Source organism: Pontiella agarivorans, assembly GCF_034531395.1.
GTDB lineage: Bacteria > Verrucomicrobiota > Kiritimatiellia > Kiritimatiellales > Pontiellaceae > Pontiella > Pontiella agarivorans.
In genome coordinates this window covers 46,346-63,245 of the sequence record NZ_JARVCO010000012.1, presented here as the reverse complement: position 1 = coordinate 63,245, position 16,900 = coordinate 46,346, and the positions used below count along the sequence as shown (strand labels likewise).

Below are 16,900 nucleotides of genomic sequence, written 5' to 3'. Positions count from 1 at the left end.
GCGGGATCCTATGTCAAAAACCGTTCGATGGTTCGATCCATGCGTTCAATAACCCGTTCACGCCCAAGTACGGCCAGCAGCGGAAAAAGATCCGGCCCCGACTGTACCCCCGACACTGCCAGACGCGTCGGTGCCATTACAGCTCCGAAACCCAGCCCGGACTCTTCAACAAAATCGTGAAGTGCTTTATCGGTGGATGCCTCATCAAAAACATCCAGCGACTGGAAAATTTCCTTCACCCGGCTGAGGGTGTCCGCAACCCCCTCTTTCTGCAGTTTTTTGCGCACGCCTTTTTCATCATATTCAAAATCTTCGGTGAAAAAGTATCCCGTCATAGGTACAATTTCTATGATGTTTTTGACACGGTCGCGAATCAGCGCAATGACCGACTTCACATAGTCGGGATCGGCCTCCACCCCGGCTTTATTCAATTCGGCAAACGCCAGCGTTTCAAATTCGGCATCGGAAAGTTTCTGCAGATATTCCCCGTTCATCCAGCCCAGCTTTTTCATATCAAACTGCGCCGGCGATGATTGGCAGCGCTCCAGCGTGAAAGCCTCAACTATTTCTTCACGCGTCATCACTTCCCGGTCATCGCCCGGCGACCAGCCGAGCAGCGCAAGATAGTTGAACAGCGCATCGGCCGTGTAGCCGTTTTCCCGGAAATCACCCACAAAGGCATCGCCGTCACGCTTGGAATACGGTTTACCCTGCCGGTTAACAATCATGGGAAGGTGCGCAAAATGGGGTACGTCTGCGCCAAGCGCTTCGTAGAGCGCAATGTGACGAAATGTGTTTTCCACGTGGTCATCCCCGCGGATCACATGCGTGATCCCCTGCTCAATATCATCGAGCACGTTGGCCAGATGGAACACCGGGGTTCCGTTGGAGCGGACAATCACAAAGTCCTGCATGTTCTCGGCCTTCTTGGTCATCTTGCCTTTAATGCCATCCACAAATGTTACATTCGTCCCCGGCATTTTAAAGATAACGCACTCACCCTGTCCCGTTCCGCCTTTATCCTCTTTATAAGCCAATCCCTTTTCGAGCAGCCGCTCTGCGGCCGCGAGATGCGCCTGCTGACGGGTGGTCTGGTAAAGGGGTTCACCGTCGATATCAAATCCAAGCCAGTCCATGGCATCCAGCATGGCCTGAATCGCCTCCGGTGTAGAGCGTTCAATATCTGTATCCTCCACCCGCAGAACAAACTCGCCGCCGTTATGACGCGCAAAAAGCCAGTTATAAATCGCGACCCGGATATTTCCGATATGAACTTTCCCGGTCGGGCTCGGGGCAAAACGTGTACGAACTTTCATTACATCACTCCAGCAGTTCCACCGGAAAACAAAACCTTTAATCCGATTTATTCTGTTATCCGGTCAAAAAATTAATCACATTACTTTTTTTGAATTTTGAACCGCGGAGACTACCCATGAGAGAGCACGATGTAAAAGAAATCCTTATCGATAAAAAAGCCATCGCCGAGCGCGTGGATGCACTGGTGGATGAAATTGTCGCGGCGGGGCAACCCGACCGCCTGGTCGTAATCGGCATTCTCAAAGGCAGTTTTATGTTTTTTGCCGACCTCATGCGCAGCTTCTATCGCCACAACGCCCACCCGCACATCGATTTCATGACCCTCTCCAGCTACGGTGCCGGAACCGTCTCTTCCGGCACGGTTGAAATCATTCACGATATCCGCGAAAATTTAACCGATGCCACCGTCCTGCTTGTTGATGATATTCTCGACTCCGGCCGCACCCTCGCGTTCACCAAAAAACTCATGCTCGAACGCGGCGCAAAATCGGTGTACTCCTGCGTACTGCTCGACAAAATAACCAACCGTGCGGTCGAATTCGAAGCCGATTATGCCGGCTTTCAGATCGACGATCTCTTCGTCGTCGGCTACGGGCTGGATTACGACAATAAATACCGGGAACTTCCTCACATCGCCCGCGTAAACTTCCACTGATCACCCGAACAGATTCTTTAATCACTCGACGCCTAAAGCCGGGCAGGAACTCTCATTATGAAACGATATCTATACACCGTACTTGCCGCCGTGGCACTGACCGCAAGCACCTTCGCTAACGACGAGGGGTTTATTTCTTTATTCAACGGAAAGACTCTGGAGGGATGGACAGCTGCCCGCTCCTCCGGTCCCGGCGACTGGGGGGCTTTTTCCGTGAACGAAGAAGAACAGGCCATCCACACCTATGCCGGCCGGGAAGCCGGTTCCAAACAGGAAAATGACTGCCTCAACACAGAAAAGGAATACAGCCGCTATATTCTCAAACTGGAATACAAATGGGTCGGCAACCGCTATGCCCCGCGAACCGACTGGGACCGGGATGCCGGACTGCTTTTCCATGTCCACGGCGATCTGAAAAAAGTATGGCCCCTTTCCATTGAAATGCAGATCGGCGAAACCCCCGGCGACGCCACACAAAAACATCGATTTCATGCCGGCGATCTGTTTGTACTGGGTAAAAATCTCCGAGCCACAACAACGAAAACCGGAAAATTTTATGACCCGGAAGGCAACCCCGAAGAAGGACGCGGTGTACGGACCCGGCTCGGCACCGAAAAGCCCCTGGGGGAATGGAATGAAATGGAAATCCGAGTCTATGGCGCCGAGAAAGCCGTCTTCATCCTGAATGGTGAAAAGGTGCTCGTTCTCACGGATATCAAACAGAAGACCGACGACGGATCATACATTCCCCTCGAAAAAGGCCATATCGGTCTTCAGGCGGAATGGGCGGAACTGCTCTACCGAAATATTCGGATCAAAGAACTGCCCGCCGAATAATCATAATTTCTTCTCAACCCTCACCACAGAGCCCGGCCGTACGTCGGGCTTTTTTGTGCCCTGACAACCGGACCCATTCCGGCCGGTTTCAGATCACTCCCGCGCCCGCTCACCTTCCCCTATAATTATGATAATATTTTAAGCTTATCCTCGCATTTTTTGTGTTTTTATTTATACTGCAACGCGTAGTAAAGATCCGGAACAGATAGAGACCAAACCATGAGAACCCACTTGTTTATCAGAATAGCGGCCATGATATCCCTGACCCAGTCGATAACCGCTCTCGCAGTCATCGACTTCGAGCACGATGTCCTGCCCATTATTCAGGAAAAATGCTTCCGTTGCCACAGCGCACGTATTGCCGCGCCGGAGGGCGGTGTGCTGCTCGACAGCGCCGACGCCATCAAAGCCGGCGGAGACTACGGCTCAATCGTAGAAAAAATGCAGCCGGAAAAAAGCGTCCTTTTTCAGCGTATGACCCTGCCGGAAGGCCGACCCGGCATCATGCCGCCAACCGGAAAAGGTGACCCCGCCACCCCGGAACAGCTCGCCGTAATCAGACAATGGATCAAGGAAGGCGCGCGCTTTGGAAACTGGGAAGGTATCCCGGAACATGAAAAAAACAAGCCGCCCAAAGCCGTCGGCAATACCCGACTCTCCCTTCAGAAATACGGCACGGAAGAAGGCCTGCGGCTTGATCTCACCCCGGAACCGAAACACCCGGTGAAGATGTCCAATAAACTGGTGCGCGCAAAAGCGCGCGAAATCGATCGCCTTATCAAGCTGCACCGGAAGGCCAATACAGTTCCAAAGCCCCAACCGGCAACAGACCGCATCTTTGTCCGTCGGGCCTACCTCGGCATTGTCGGCCGCATTCCGACGCACGATGAAGCCGTCAGTTTTCTGGCATCCAGAGATCCGGGGAAACGCACCGAACTCATCGATCATCTCTTCAGCACGGAAGGATATGTGAGTCATTGGTTTCATTTCTGGGCGGATCTGCTCAAAGTGCAGACCACACGCTTTCCTTCATCGGTCTACTATGGCGAATGGATGAAAGATGCACTGCGCAGCAATATGCCCTACGACCAGTTTGCTTATAAACTCATCACAGCCACCGGAATGCCCTATCAGAACGGAGCCACCGGCTGGGCCGCGAGCGATGCCAATATGGCCCCCGACCACATGGCCAATAACATGCAGGCCTTTCTCGGCATGCAGCTTCAGTGCGCCCAGTGCCACGACCATCCCTACGACAAATGGAATCAGTATGAATTCCAGAGCCTTACCTCCTATTTCGGCGGCATGCGCTGGAACGGAGTGGCGAACAAACACTTCCTCAACCAGATCGAAAAAAGCGGAATATCCATCTCGGTCAAACAGGAAAAATATTTCGGCAACAATATGGCATACCGCTACCGCGAGGCCGTCTGGGAACCGGTTTTCAACCGCTGGAACCGCCTGCCGAAGGACTATCAGTATGCCGATGCCAAACCGCGTGAACCGGTTCCCCCGCAGGTCATTTTCGGGCATCAACCCGAAATCATCGACAGCCCGCGTGAAGCCTTCGGGCGTTGGGTGACTTCTGAAGAAAATCAATGGTTCACCGTAGCCGTTGCCAACCGGCTCTGGAAAAAAGTCATGGGCGTCGGACTCATCGAACCCGTTGACCATATCAAATACGACACCCAGGCACAGATCCCGGCATTGATGACCTACCTCGAAAAAATCATGAAAGAGGCTGACTACAACCTGAAGGATTTTCTGCGCATTCTATACAACACGCGGACCTGGCAGATGGAGACCCTCTCCGCCGACCTTCCTGAAAACTTGGCTGAATATCACTATGAAGGCCGACCGCTGATGCGTATGAGCGGCGAACAGATGTGGGACTCGCTCGTCACACTCGCCATTGTCGATCCCGACGAACGCAAGGGCCATGGATCCCGCTATACCGCACCGGAATACAGAACATACGCGGACAAGCTTTATTTCACCCCCATCGAAGAACTTGTGGCCTACTATACCGATGATGTAATCGATGCCGAAAAAGCCGCTCGGAAACAGGCGGAAAAAGAGGCCTATAAACTGTTTAACTCAAAATCAAAACGCAAAGCCGGACGCTACGGGGCCAACTTCAACACCTGGAGTTTTGACCACATGACCGATCCGCGCTGGCACGGGCTCGACCGCGGACTCGTGCGCGCCTCCGAACTGGCCTCTCCGGCACCGGCCTACCATTTTGTCCGGCAGTTCGGACAATCGGACCGTAAAATTATCGGCACCGGCCGCACCGACCCCAACGTCACGCAGGTGCTCAATATGCTCAACGGCCCCATACACTACATTCTCGATAACGACCGCTCCGTGCTGTCGAAAAAAATCGCCGGGCAGGAAACGCAGGAAGAAAAACTCAACGTCATCTTCCGCAGTGTACTCACCCGCAACCCGACTCCCGAAGATCTTGAAATTGCCACCGCAGTGCTCTCAGCCAATAAAGGACGCACCGGCAACCGCATGATCCTCTGGGCCCTGCTGAACACCCGCGAATTTATGTATATCCAATAGTCGGAGAAAACCATGAACAATCCATTCTATAAAGCCGGCGAACTGGGCCGCCGAAGTTTCATGAGCCGTATAGCCAAATCCGCACTCGGTGTCGGAGTCGGAGCACACTTCATCAACCCCGCACTGGCCGCGGCCCTGCCCAACACCGATAAAAAACTGATTTTCCTCTACATGGCCGGCGGCATGAGCCACCTCGACACGTTCGATCCCCACCCCGGCACAAAAGAAGGCGGGCCCGTAAAAGCCATCGGAACAAATGTGGACGGCATACAAATAAGCGAGTTTTTTCCCCACACCGCAAAACAGATGGATAAACTCACCGTTATCCGCTCTATGTATTCGACGCAGGGCGCACACCAGCAGGGCAACTATCTCATGCACACCGGCTATGACCCGCGCGGCAGCATTGTTCATCCAACCCTTGGAAGCTGGTCCATGCTTCATCAGGGAAAAATAAACCCCGCCCTGCCCGGAAATATTGTCATCGCACCCGGCTCCGACTATCCCTATGCCGGATTTCTGCCCCCGGAACTCGGGGCCGTGCCCATCGGCGACGCCGGCAAAGGCCTCCAGTACAGCAAGCGGCCGGGCTGGGTTAATGAACAGCAATATCATGATCAGCTCGAACTCGCCAACGTCTTCGACAGCCGCTTCCGCGAAAAGTACAGCCAACGCTCCATCACCGCCTACCAGAAATTCTACGACGAAGCCGTCACCCTGATGGAAAGTGAAGACCTCGCCGCATTCGACATCCATCAGGAAACAGCCGCGACCAAGGTGAAATACGGTGAAAAATCAAAATTCGGACAGGGCTGCCTTTTGGCACGACGCCTCATTGAAAGCGGCGTACGCTGTGTGGAAGTAACCAAAGGCGGCTGGGATACCCATGCCGAAATGCCGGAGGAAAAAGCACGCGATCTCGACCGCGCACTCGCCGCACTTATGCAGGATCTTTCCGACCGCGGACTGCTCGAATCCACCATCGTAGTCGTTGCCACAGAGTTTGGCCGCAATCCGGAACTCAAACCGGAATCCCTCGGCCGCGACCACTGGGCCAAAGCCTTCAGCACCGTAATCGGCGGCGGCGGAATCAAAACCGGACAGATCATCGGCGCCACCGACCGCGGCCACGAAGTCGCCGCCGACAAAGTCACGATTCCCGATCTGCATGCCACCATCGGCACCGCGATGGGCATGCCCATCAAAAAAGTGGTCATGTCCGATTCCGGCCGCCCCTTTAATGTCGGCTACAAAGGCGCCCCGGTTCCGGGCCTCATTTAAAAAGTTCCAGGGTTTGGAAACCCGCGGCCGTTTCACTACCATGTCCCTTCAACTGATCGGGAGTTTTTATATGAAAGCCGTATTGCTGTCTCTGGCCGTCGCATCACTTCTTTCCGGATGCGCCACCGCGAAAATCGAACGCGTTTACATCGGAACCGGAAAAGACGGCGGAATATACTTCACCGACCTCGACACCGAAACCGGTCAACTCTCACCGCCGGTCAAAGCCGCCGATACCCGGGGCGCCGGTTTCATAACCGTTTCCCCCGACAACCGCCTTCTCTACGCCACCGGCGTCGCCTCCTTTAAAATCAGCGACAACGGAACCCTTACTCCGATCAGCGAACAGCAGACCGGCGAAAAAGGCTCCTGTCACGTCAGCACCGACCGAACCGGACAAATGCTGATGACCGCCTACTACGGCTCCGGAAGCGTCGCCTCCTTTAAAATTTCCGACGGAACCCTTTCAGAAGCCATCTCCATTCACCGGCACACCGGCTCCGGCAAACACCCCCAGCGACAGAAAAAAGCCTTCGGTCATTCGGTCTACCCGAACCCTGAAAACACCCACGCCTATGTCGCCGACCTCGGCATTGACAAAATCATGATCTACAGCATGAATCCCGAAGAAGGCTCCCTCGCCCCCGCCGGCGAAGCCGTCGTACCCGGCGGTGCCATGGGACCGCGGCATATGAAATTTTCGGCCGATGGAAAAAGGCTGTATGTTCTCAATGAACTCGACCTCAGTCTCTCCGTTTTCCAGTGCTTGGAAAACGGCCGGCTCAACTTCCTCAGCACCACCCCCATGCTGCCTGAAAACGCAGATAAAAATGACCTCACCGCCGCCGAGATCCGTATCCATCCCAACGGCAAGCTGATCTACACCTCCCTCCGCGACCGCTCCGCCCAACGTCGCGATGCCCTCATCACCTTCCGCATCACCGCCACCGGGGCAGAGCGAATAAAAACCACACCTGCGCAAGTGTGGTTCCCGCGAAATTTCAACATCGATTCCTCCGGTCAATGGCTCATCGTCGGCGGCCAGCTCTCCAAAGATATTGTCATCTTCAGCATCGATCCGAAAACCGCCGATCTGACCTTTACCGACACACGGGTTGCGCTGGAGAGTGAACCCATCTGCTTTGAATTCATCCATTAAGCCGCTCGTAAATCACGTCTCCACCGATCTTCGACCTGCATCTAAAGGGCTCTATCGCGCCAGCAAAGATTTTTCTTTCCGGCTTCTGCCGACTTTCAAAGGACTTTATAGTTTCTCCTTATGAACATCGTTTACAATGCTTCTGCCGGAACCGGGAAAACCTATCAGGTGACCGGCCTCTATGAAAAACTGGTGCTTGAGGAGGATATTGATCCGCGTAAAATTCTCCTGATGACATTTACCGAGAACGCCGCAGCCGAACTGCGGATGCGCGTGGCGCATCGGTTCCAGAAAGCCCGGCGAACAGCAGAGCTGGACGACGACTTTGACACCGCGGAACGGGCCATCACCGCACTCAATCACCTGCCTTCAGCGCCCATCGGAACGATTCACTCCTTCTGCACCAAACTGCTGCGCGAACATGCGCTCGATGCAGGGCTATCACCCGCGTTTAGCGTACTGCAGGGCGATGAACACAAAGAACTGCTGAACCGGATCTGCCGGGAAGAACTGCTTCAAAAACTCGAAACAGACCCGGATTTCCGCGATTTCTGCTCGGGCATGCACATCATCGGAACCGGCGGATTCGGCTCCAGCATCACCGAAAGTATTCCGAAGCTTTTCGAGGCCGCCGATTCCGCCGGCATCACCCTCGACCACGCCGTCAACCTGCTCCCCTCCCCGCAGCCCCTCCCCTCGCTGGCCGATTTTTCATCGATTCTGGAACGGATGAAAGAGCTGCCGAAACTCACCGCCAAAGCACAACCCGTTTTCCAGGCCCTGGAAACGCTGATTCCGACCGTTGGGAATCCGGAAGAACTGATTGAACAACTGTGCGGCCTCAGCCTTGGCAAATTCGGAGCGGGCAAAGGACAGAAACCGATATCGGATGATTTCTTTGAACTGCTCGAAAACGGCATCAACACCCTCGGCTATACCCGCCGGTTTCCGGCAGCCAAAGCATATGCAGAATATGCCCAGACCGTTTACCGGAAGTTCAAACAGGCAAAACACGAAATGGATGCCGTCGATTTCGCCGACCAGCTGCACATGGCGGCAACGCTGTTGAAATCCGGAAAAGCAAAGCCCGAATTCCGCTATGTAATCGTCGACGAAGTGCAGGACACCTCCCGGATTCAGTGCGAACTTATTCAATCCCTTTGGAACGAAGAAACCTATCTGGTGATCTGCGGGGATAAAAAGCAAAGCATCTACACCTGGCGGGGGGCTGATCCACAGGTAATGCCCGACCTTGAAAAGGCCATTCTTTCACGCAAAAACCATGCGCTCGAAAATCTGCAGATCAGCTACCGATCCAAAGCACCGATTATCGACTGTGTAAATGCCCTTTTCAGTACAGTCTATGCTTCCGAGGACTATGCGGAGGGTGATCAGCTGAAAACCAACGATGCATTTAAGACCGCCGGAGAAAAACCCTGCGTTGAATTCCTGCACTATGACGGGGACGATGAAGCACCCCGTTCCGATAAAACGGCACAGGAAATGGAAGCTGTCGCCCATCGGATTCAGCTGCTGGTCAGCGGTTCCAATGACTGGAAACCGAATTTCCGCTATTCAGACGGATTCCAGCCATCGGAAAACCACAACACCTATCGCTATTCCGATATCCTTATTCTGTTGCGCCGCACCACCAATCAGTCGGCGCTTGAACAGGCTCTGCAGCATGCCGGCATTCCCTACACGCTCGGCGGAAAAGGACGCGGTCTGTTCAGCCGGCAGGAAACTAAAGACGTATCTCTCTTTCTCACCGCCATCACCAATCCCGACGACGCGCTTTCGCTCATCGGTTTTCTCCGCTCGCCCTGGATCGGACTTTCCGACGAACAGATTGCCCGGCTGGCCTGGAATAAAGACGGATTTTCAATCGATGAACTTAAAGCTTCGTACGATGAGGAAACGGATGTCATCGACCGCTACGCCGCATTGACCGGAACCCATCTCACCTCAGAACTCGTACGTATGCTGATTGAAGAAACCGGCTACGATGCCCTGCTGGCGGGTCTGCCGCGCGGCGAACAGCGGCTGGCCAACCTGCGTAAAATACTCGACTGGCTTCGCGAAACAGAACGCGGTGCCCGGACTACGCCGGCCATGGTCGCCCGCAAGCTGGCCGAAATGATCGCCGAACCGCCGCAGGTTCCTGAAGCCGCCCTGCTGGATCCTGCACAGAACGCCGTAACCATTATGACCGTGCATGGCTCCAAAGGGCTGACTAAACGTGTAGTAATGATTCCTGACTGCAGCTTTTCCGATAACGGCGACAAAGGCTTCATCCGCATCCATGAAAATGCCCTGGAGCTTCGGCTGACGAATCCCGATAAAACCAAGGCCGAATCGCCGGGTTTTGCCAAAGCCAGCGCCGCAGCCAAAGCCGTCCGCCAGCACGAAGACAAAAATCTGTTTTATGTGGCCATGACCCGCGCGCGCGATCTGGTCATAACCTCCGCCACCGTCGGCCGGAGTCCCGCCGGCTGGCTGAAATATCTGGACCCCATGATCGGCAATCAAATTCCCGCCATTGCCTACACCGAACTGGCGGAAGCCGTTGGCCGGACTCCGATCAGCCCCGGCAACATTCCCACTGAAGCCGAGCTGCAGGCCGCCTTGGATCAGCTTCCCGCTGCTCCCGAAAAACCGAACCTTGAGCGCATCCCCGCCACCCGCTATGCCAAAGAGCGCGATGAACTGGAAAATGATGAAATCTATAGCCCCTCTCCCCCGTTCCCCCTCTCCCCTCTGACAGGAAAAGATGCCGCCGCCCTGGGATCTCTCGGCCACGCGGTCCTCGAACATCTGGCACTGAATACCTGGCAGGGCGATGTCTCTGAATGGCTGGAAAAACTGAAAAATGATTTCGGCGTATCCAAAACCGACGCCGCCGACCTTGCCGAACGAATTGAAGAGGTGCGCCGGCAGATGATTTCGGCAACAGAGGGTATGAAACGGCTTCGCCCGGAATTGCCGTTCGTGCTGCATCATGACGGCAAACTGATTGACGGTACGATTGACCTGCTTTGCGAAACACACACCGGTTATGCTGTTTTTGACTATAAATTCACCAACGCACCGGATGAACACATCAAGGACACGTATCGGGGGCAGATGAAACTCTACGCTCTCGCAGCAGACCGATTTTATCCTGAAGCGACCGGCACATCTATTCACCTGGTGGTGGTTTCCGGCACAGGAACCCGTCTGATTCCCCTCGAAATTTAACCGGCATGCTCTTGATGTTATAAGGGTATTCAGCCTACATTTTGCAACATGAATGATATAGACACGCTGGTTATCATCCCGACCTACAACGAAAAAGAGAATATCAACAAAATCGCGACGGCGGTAGTGGATGCTTCTCCGCATGTGCACATTCTTTTTGTTGACGATAATTCCCCGGACGGAACGGGCGATATGGCCGATGCGCTCACCCGGCGAAGTGACCGTATTCACGTGCTCCACCGCACCTCCAAGGATGGTCTCGGACGGGCCTATATCGCCGGGTTCCGATGGGCACTGGAGCGTGACTATAAATTTGTGATGGAGATGGACTGCGATTTTTCACACGATCCGGCAGCTATTCCCAGCTTTCGCGATAAGATTCTCGCCGGTCACGATCTCGTCATCGGCTCCCGCTACTGCGGCGGTATCCGTGTCCTCAACTGGCCGATGTCCCGTCTGCTGCTCAGTCGCGGCGCCGCGGTGTATGTGCACCTCATCACCGGCATGCCGGTTTCCGACCCGACCGGCGGGTTTAAATGTTTTCGCCGCGAAGTCCTTGAATCCTACGACTTTGACCAGGTCAAAGCCAACGGCTACGGCTTCCAGATTGAAATGACACACAAGGCCTGGATGAAGGGCTTCCGCATCGGCGAAGTTCCTATTGTTTTTGAAGACCGTCAGGAAGGCACCTCTAAAATGAGCGGAAATATTATCTACGAAGCTCTATGGGTGGTCTGGACCCTCGCCATCCGCAACGGCTTCCGCCGGAAGCCGAAGGGGAAGAAATAGTTTCGTGGATCGAGAGGTCATTGGATTAACCATTGTCGGAATTTATACCTTCCTGCTCATGGTGTATTCAACCTGCGTCATCGTATCAGTTAAAAAATTCCTGCGACGCCATGGCGATCGGTCGTTCAAGATCCCCTGCAGACTTTCCTTTTTTGACCTCATCGAAGGATACAGACTCGTTCGCCTGACCGGCGAACGTCCGTACTTCGTCATGGGCGCACCCATCGCAGCGGGTGCCTTCGTCATTGCAATTTGCCTCTTCGCGGTTTGCGAAAAATATTTTTTCTGACGAACGAACAGAAACACGTGGATTCCCGGCCAGAAGGCGAATGACTCTGACAACTTATTTGAGCAAACACGCCAGTTCGGCCCAGCGTTCGATCTCAATTTTTTCCGGACGTTCCGTGTGTTCGATGCCCGCATCGAAGAGAAGGTCGTCGACCGGGGATACACCCAGCTTTTTAAGGATGGTCCCCACCTGCTTACGGCGTTGAGAGAAACAGTGTTTCACCAGCTTTTTAAAAGTGGGATAAACGTCGCTTCCAACCATTGGAACTTCGCGGCGCTGCATTTTTACGACGGCCGACCACACCTTCGGCGGCGGAAGAAAACAGGTCGGACTGATTTTTTTCACCAACGTGTTTTCATAAAACACTCCGGTCAGCACCGACAAGACCCCGTAATGTTTATCCCCCGCCGGCGCGCACAGACGGTCCGCCACCTCTTTCTGGATCGTGAGCGACATCCGCTCCGGCCGGTGTTCACACTCGGCAATATCGACCATTAACCGGCTCGCCACGGAATACGGCAAATTGGCGGCCACCTTGGTGATGCCATCGGCAAAAAGCAGATCCATATCCACGTCCAGTGCATCGGATTCGATCAACGTGAAATCCGTAAACCGCGTCTTCAGATAATTCGCCATCACCGGATCTTTTTCGATGCACGTAACCCCCGCCGATTTCGGAATAATCCGCTCCGTCAACGCTCCGAGACCGGGACCGATTTCGAGCACTTTTTCCGAAGGCTGGATATCCGCCGTATTGGCGATGATGTCCAGAATGTTGGCATCGATCAGATAGTTCTGGCCCAGCCCCTTGTTCGGCCGGTGCCCCAGACTTTCCAGCAACGCCCGCACATCCTTCGGACTTGTTAATCTAAATTCTTCAGACATTTTATTTCCAGGGGTTGGAATTGGAGGCCATTTCGATGGCGAGTTTAATGGCGTTTTTCATGCTCTTCGGCGAAGCCTCATTTTTCCCGGCAATGCCGAAAGCGGTGCCGTGATCGGGCGAGGTACGGATAATCGGCAGACCGAGCGTCACATTAATCCCCTCGTCAAAACCCATCATCTTCAGCGGAGCCAGCCCCTGATCATGGTACATGGCCACAACCGCATCATAATCACCGCGCCGCGCTTCATGAAAAATCGTATCGGCCGGAACCGCATCCGAAACAGCATATCCCTTTTTTCGCACCTGCCGAATCGCCGGATTAATGATTTCAATCTCTTCCCGCCCAATCACCCCGCCGTCGCCCGCATGCGGGTTCAATCCGCACACGCCGATTTTTCCATTTTCAATCCCGAACAGTTTCAGCGCTTCCCCCGTCAGCTGAATGTGCTCAACGATGGTTTCCTTATTCAGTGCCGCCGGCACTTTTGAAATGGGAAGGTGACGCGTCACCAACATCACCCGCAGTCCGCCGCCCATCAGCATCATGCCGAAATTTTCTGTATGCGTGAGCTCGGCGAGATATTCCGTATGCCCGGGAATCATGATCCCGGCTTTATGCATGCCTTCTTTGCAGATCGGCGCCGTAACCATGGCATCCAGCTCACCGGACAGACAGCCCTCCACCGCTTTACGAATCGCCTCTTCGGCCATCAGTGCAGCTTTCTTCCCGATTTTTCCGGGCACCCATTTCGGCTCGGTTTCCACGGATTGGAAAACGATTTTCTTTGAGACCGGAAGATTCATGACCCGGGCCTGTTCGCGCACGATTTTTTCCGACCCCAGGAACACAAATTCAACATCCTTAGGCCAGCGTCCTCGCGCCACAGCCTTCAATGCAACTTCGGGCCCGATTCCATTTACATCGCCGATAGTAATTCCGATTCGTTTCATAAGCGGTGGGTTCTATCACAACCACACCGGCGAGAAAAGATAAAGCCCCCGGCCAAAGCCGGGGGCGATGAGGAGGAGGTAATGAGCAGACAGCAGATCACTGCTCGTTGTTTTCATCCTCTCCCGCTTCCGGCTTTTCTTTTTCCTCAACCAGTTTTTCGCGGGGGATGATGAAATCGTCTACATCGTAACTGCGTACGATATAAGTCCAGTTCGTAAGGGCTTCCGGAACATCACCGGACAGCCGCACATAACGTCCGTCATCGGCTTCACCGCCCACCTGAACGGTATAGGTTTTATTGGTGGTTGAAGCGGTGTAGACCACAGCATTGGTGAACCCGAGTTCCGCATCCGACAGCGCGGGATCGGCCACGGTGGTGCAGTTCAGGTACTGCAGTGCCCGGCGCAGTTTGTCGGCTTCCGAGGACTGGAACTCTTCGGTTTCTTCGTCGAGATCCGCCAGTTTCCAGGTATTGCTGACACTGTACAGCTCCACATCGCCAACCTGTACCGATACAATATCCGACGAAGAAATATTCACCAGTTCAGTATCAATCCACTCCTCGGATTCTGCAGCAAACGGCCGGAAATCATAATCGACCAGATAGATATTTTCCGATCCGCTCTTCCGCAGAAAATGCTGGTTGGCCCAGCCCGCCGAGCGGGCCCCTTCCCGCCGGGCTCCAATCTCCAGCGTAAGCTCTGCAGACCCCTGATTTTTCAGCGTGATACGTTTGGCCTCATCCAAACCGTATTCTGCCGCATCGACGTTGGCCGAACGCACCGGTTCGCCCATATGGACTTCGGCCATATCCTGCAATGCATCGGCCAGCTTACCGAAATCGGCCGGATAATCGAACAGCGAGGTCACCACCCATTTTCCGTCCTTCTTTTCCAGCATCGCATTTGCTTCGTCATCCGCGATTTCAACGCTCTCAATTTCGTTAAGTTCCAGGCCCTGCAGCAGAGTCGCTCCCTCCTTCGAGGTCTGCGGGCTGCGTTTTTTTCCACCGCTGTTCTGCAATGCGGCAATACCTGCCAGCACGACCAATGCTATTCCCATTCCAATCAGTTTTTTTGAATTCATACCGTTTTCCTTAACGTGTTTTCTTCATCCAAAGACCGCGGCCGATTCCGAATGCCGCAACCAGCAGCGGAATCCCCAGAATGTTGAAGGCCTTCAGGCGCACTCCGAGCATTTCAATATCGCGCCGCAGACTCTTGCGCACTTCTTTGAGCGACTGCTGGGTTTCAAAAACCTCTTTACGAAATTTCTTCACTTCCGCTTCCTGCTCCGGTGTCAGGAACATCTGCTGGCCGTCATCCCGCGACTGCTGGAGTTGCGACAACTTGGCCTGCGTGGCCTGCAGCTGCGCATTAAGCCGTTCTTCTTCAGCCTGCCATTTAAAGGCGGCCTGTTTCTCCAGTTCAATTACCCGGTCGAACGGGCGATCAAATGCATTCCGGCTGCGCAGACCGATCAGTGCCTCGCTGCCGCAGAGCTGCTCCACCATATTCACAGCAAAGGTCAGATTGTCGTTCCGTGGCTGAACAATAGTCTGTCCCATAAAGTTCACGCTGTCGGTGGCGATACGGTCAGCCAGCATGTCGACATCGGAAACCAGAATCACGACGCCGGGGTCCTCCGATTCCTTCAGCCCTTCCTCCCGATCAGGGAAAGCGGTTTTGAACGTACCGGAAACCCGGAGCGCAAGCGGAACCCGTTTTTTGAGCGCCGGAATATCAATATCGCCCGTGCGGGCCGCCATGGTTCCGGTGGTATACCCGTCATCCGCGGTGAAAACCAGCTCGGCAACCTCAACACCGTTACTGGCCGCAACCTCGAAAGCCCCGGCAAACGGAAGCATCAGATCATTGAGCGAACCCGTTGCAATATCTTCGCGGTTGATATTCTGCTCGCGAAGCGAGAGCCAGGTGGCATTACGCTGAGCACGACCGCCGCCGGCATTGAGCAGACTGGCCGCGGCTTCATCTGCCGCCAGCTGGCCGGGCGTCATCTCAATCCCCCAGGCCGACGTCAGGGCATTGAGGTCCGACTCCGTTTGCGGAGGCGGCATCCCCATCTGCATCATCTGGGGATTCGCTGTTTCCTGCGCGGTAATGCACATGGCATCGGTAAAGGCCAGTAATCTTCCGCCGCGCAGTACAAGCTGATCGAGGGCATAGAGCGTATCCTCTGAAATATCCGCCGGATGAATCAGCACCAGCGTATCAATATCTTCTGCAATATTGGTGGCGGTCATATCAACCTGCTCCACGTCATACTGCCGCTCAATTTCAGAAACGACAGCCCAGGAACGTCCGCCGCCCTGTTGCATCATCATCGGATTCATGGCGGACGAACCATTCACCGGCAACGCGCTCATGATCCCCACTTTGGCTGATCTTTCAGACGAAACTTCAGAAACCATACGGGTCAGCAGATATTCCAGCCGCGGTTCCGCACTTTGCGACAACACCGGAATGACAGCCTCGCGATTACCGGATACCGCAACAACCCCGAAATAAAGTCCGCCGTCGAGACCGAACATATCCACGGTCTGTGATTGCAGCCCGTAACGCTGTGCCCATTCCTCTTCGTCGGAATCGGGTTTCGGATCAAATTCCTCCACCACAAGATATCCGCCGGAACGCGATTCATATTCGCTGAGCAGATCCCGCACACGCGAAGCAAAATTTTTCAGCGGAACCGGAAGACGGTCGTTACTTTTGGAAAAATAGAATTTAAGCGTCACATCGCGGTTCAGATCGCTCAACAGCTGCTTCGTTCCATCCGACAGCGTATAGAGTTTATCCTCGGTGACATCGGCCCGAATCCGCACCGGTTTCAACACCGCGTTAAAGGCAACAAGTATGCCCAGCAAAAGAAATATCCCCGCCAGGCCGGTCATTTTTTTCATATGATTCATA

12 protein-coding genes are annotated in these 16,900 nt (G+C 54.2%); 7 read left to right on the top strand and 5 right to left on the bottom strand.

The features are described from left to right. Positions 1–8: 8 nt before the first annotated feature. Entirely contained in the window at positions 9–1,316 is a 1,308-nt protein-coding gene (gltX, locus tag P9H32_RS13215; RefSeq protein ID WP_322609384.1) for a glutamate--tRNA ligase, read from the bottom strand. 116 nt (positions 1,317–1,432) lie between these two features. On the opposite strand from gltX, the gene hpt reads away from it, so the two are divergent. The 7 genes from hpt (at position 1,433) to P9H32_RS13180 (ending at position 11,843) form a co-directional block, all read left to right on the top strand. After that, on the top strand, positions 1,433–1,972 hold the full coding sequence (gene hpt, locus P9H32_RS13210; protein WP_322609383.1) for a hypoxanthine phosphoribosyltransferase: 540 nt from the start codon (positions 1,433–1,435) through the stop codon (positions 1,970–1,972). 57 nt (positions 1,973–2,029) lie between these two features. After that, entirely contained in the window at positions 2,030–2,809 is a 780-nt protein-coding gene (locus P9H32_RS13205; RefSeq protein WP_322609382.1) for a 3-keto-disaccharide hydrolase, read from the top strand. Between the two features lie 231 nt (positions 2,810–3,040). Then, positions 3,041–5,377: a DUF1549 domain-containing protein gene (locus tag P9H32_RS13200; RefSeq protein WP_322609381.1), complete on the top strand. Its 2,337-nt coding sequence runs from the start codon at positions 3,041–3,043 to the stop codon at positions 5,375–5,377. Between the two features lie 12 nt (positions 5,378–5,389). Beyond that, complete coding sequence (locus tag P9H32_RS13195; protein WP_322609380.1) at positions 5,390–6,658, top strand: DUF1501 domain-containing protein; 1,269 nt, start codon at positions 5,390–5,392, stop codon at positions 6,656–6,658. 70 nt (positions 6,659–6,728) lie between these two features. Next, on the top strand, positions 6,729–7,817 hold the full coding sequence (locus P9H32_RS13190) for a lactonase family protein (RefSeq protein WP_322609379.1): 1,089 nt from the start codon (positions 6,729–6,731) through the stop codon (positions 7,815–7,817). Positions 7,818–7,937: 120 nt separating this feature from the next. Next, a complete protein-coding gene (locus tag P9H32_RS13185; protein ID WP_322609378.1) occupies positions 7,938–11,054 on the top strand; it encodes a UvrD-helicase domain-containing protein in 3,117 nt (1,038 codons plus the stop codon). Positions 11,055–11,102: 48 nt separating this feature from the next. Beyond that, positions 11,103–11,843, top strand: a complete 741-nt coding sequence (locus P9H32_RS13180) for a polyprenol monophosphomannose synthase (RefSeq protein WP_322609377.1) — start codon at positions 11,103–11,105, stop codon at positions 11,841–11,843. A 343-nt stretch (positions 11,844–12,186) separates the two neighbouring features. Here P9H32_RS13180 and rsmA read toward each other — a convergent pair whose 3' ends face one another. The 4 genes from rsmA to P9H32_RS13160 form a co-directional block, all read right to left on the bottom strand. Continuing rightward, positions 12,187–13,017, bottom strand: a complete 831-nt coding sequence (rsmA, locus tag P9H32_RS13175; RefSeq protein WP_322609376.1) for a 16S rRNA (adenine(1518)-N(6)/adenine(1519)-N(6))-dimethyltransferase RsmA — start codon at positions 13,015–13,017, stop codon at positions 12,187–12,189. Position 13,018: 1 nt separating this feature from the next. Further along, positions 13,019–13,969, bottom strand: coding sequence for a 4-hydroxythreonine-4-phosphate dehydrogenase PdxA (gene pdxA, locus P9H32_RS13170; protein ID WP_322609375.1), 951 nt, complete (start codon positions 13,967–13,969; stop codon positions 13,019–13,021). Positions 13,970–14,066: 97 nt separating this feature from the next. Continuing rightward, the gene (locus tag P9H32_RS13165; protein ID WP_322609374.1) at positions 14,067–15,056 is read right to left on the bottom strand and encodes a DUF4340 domain-containing protein; all 990 of its coding nucleotides are present in this window, start codon (positions 15,054–15,056) and stop codon (positions 14,067–14,069) included. 10 nt (positions 15,057–15,066) lie between these two features. Beyond that, complete coding sequence (locus P9H32_RS13160) at positions 15,067–16,899, bottom strand: Gldg family protein (RefSeq protein WP_322609373.1); 1,833 nt, start codon at positions 16,897–16,899, stop codon at positions 15,067–15,069. Position 16,900 lies beyond the last annotated feature (1 nt).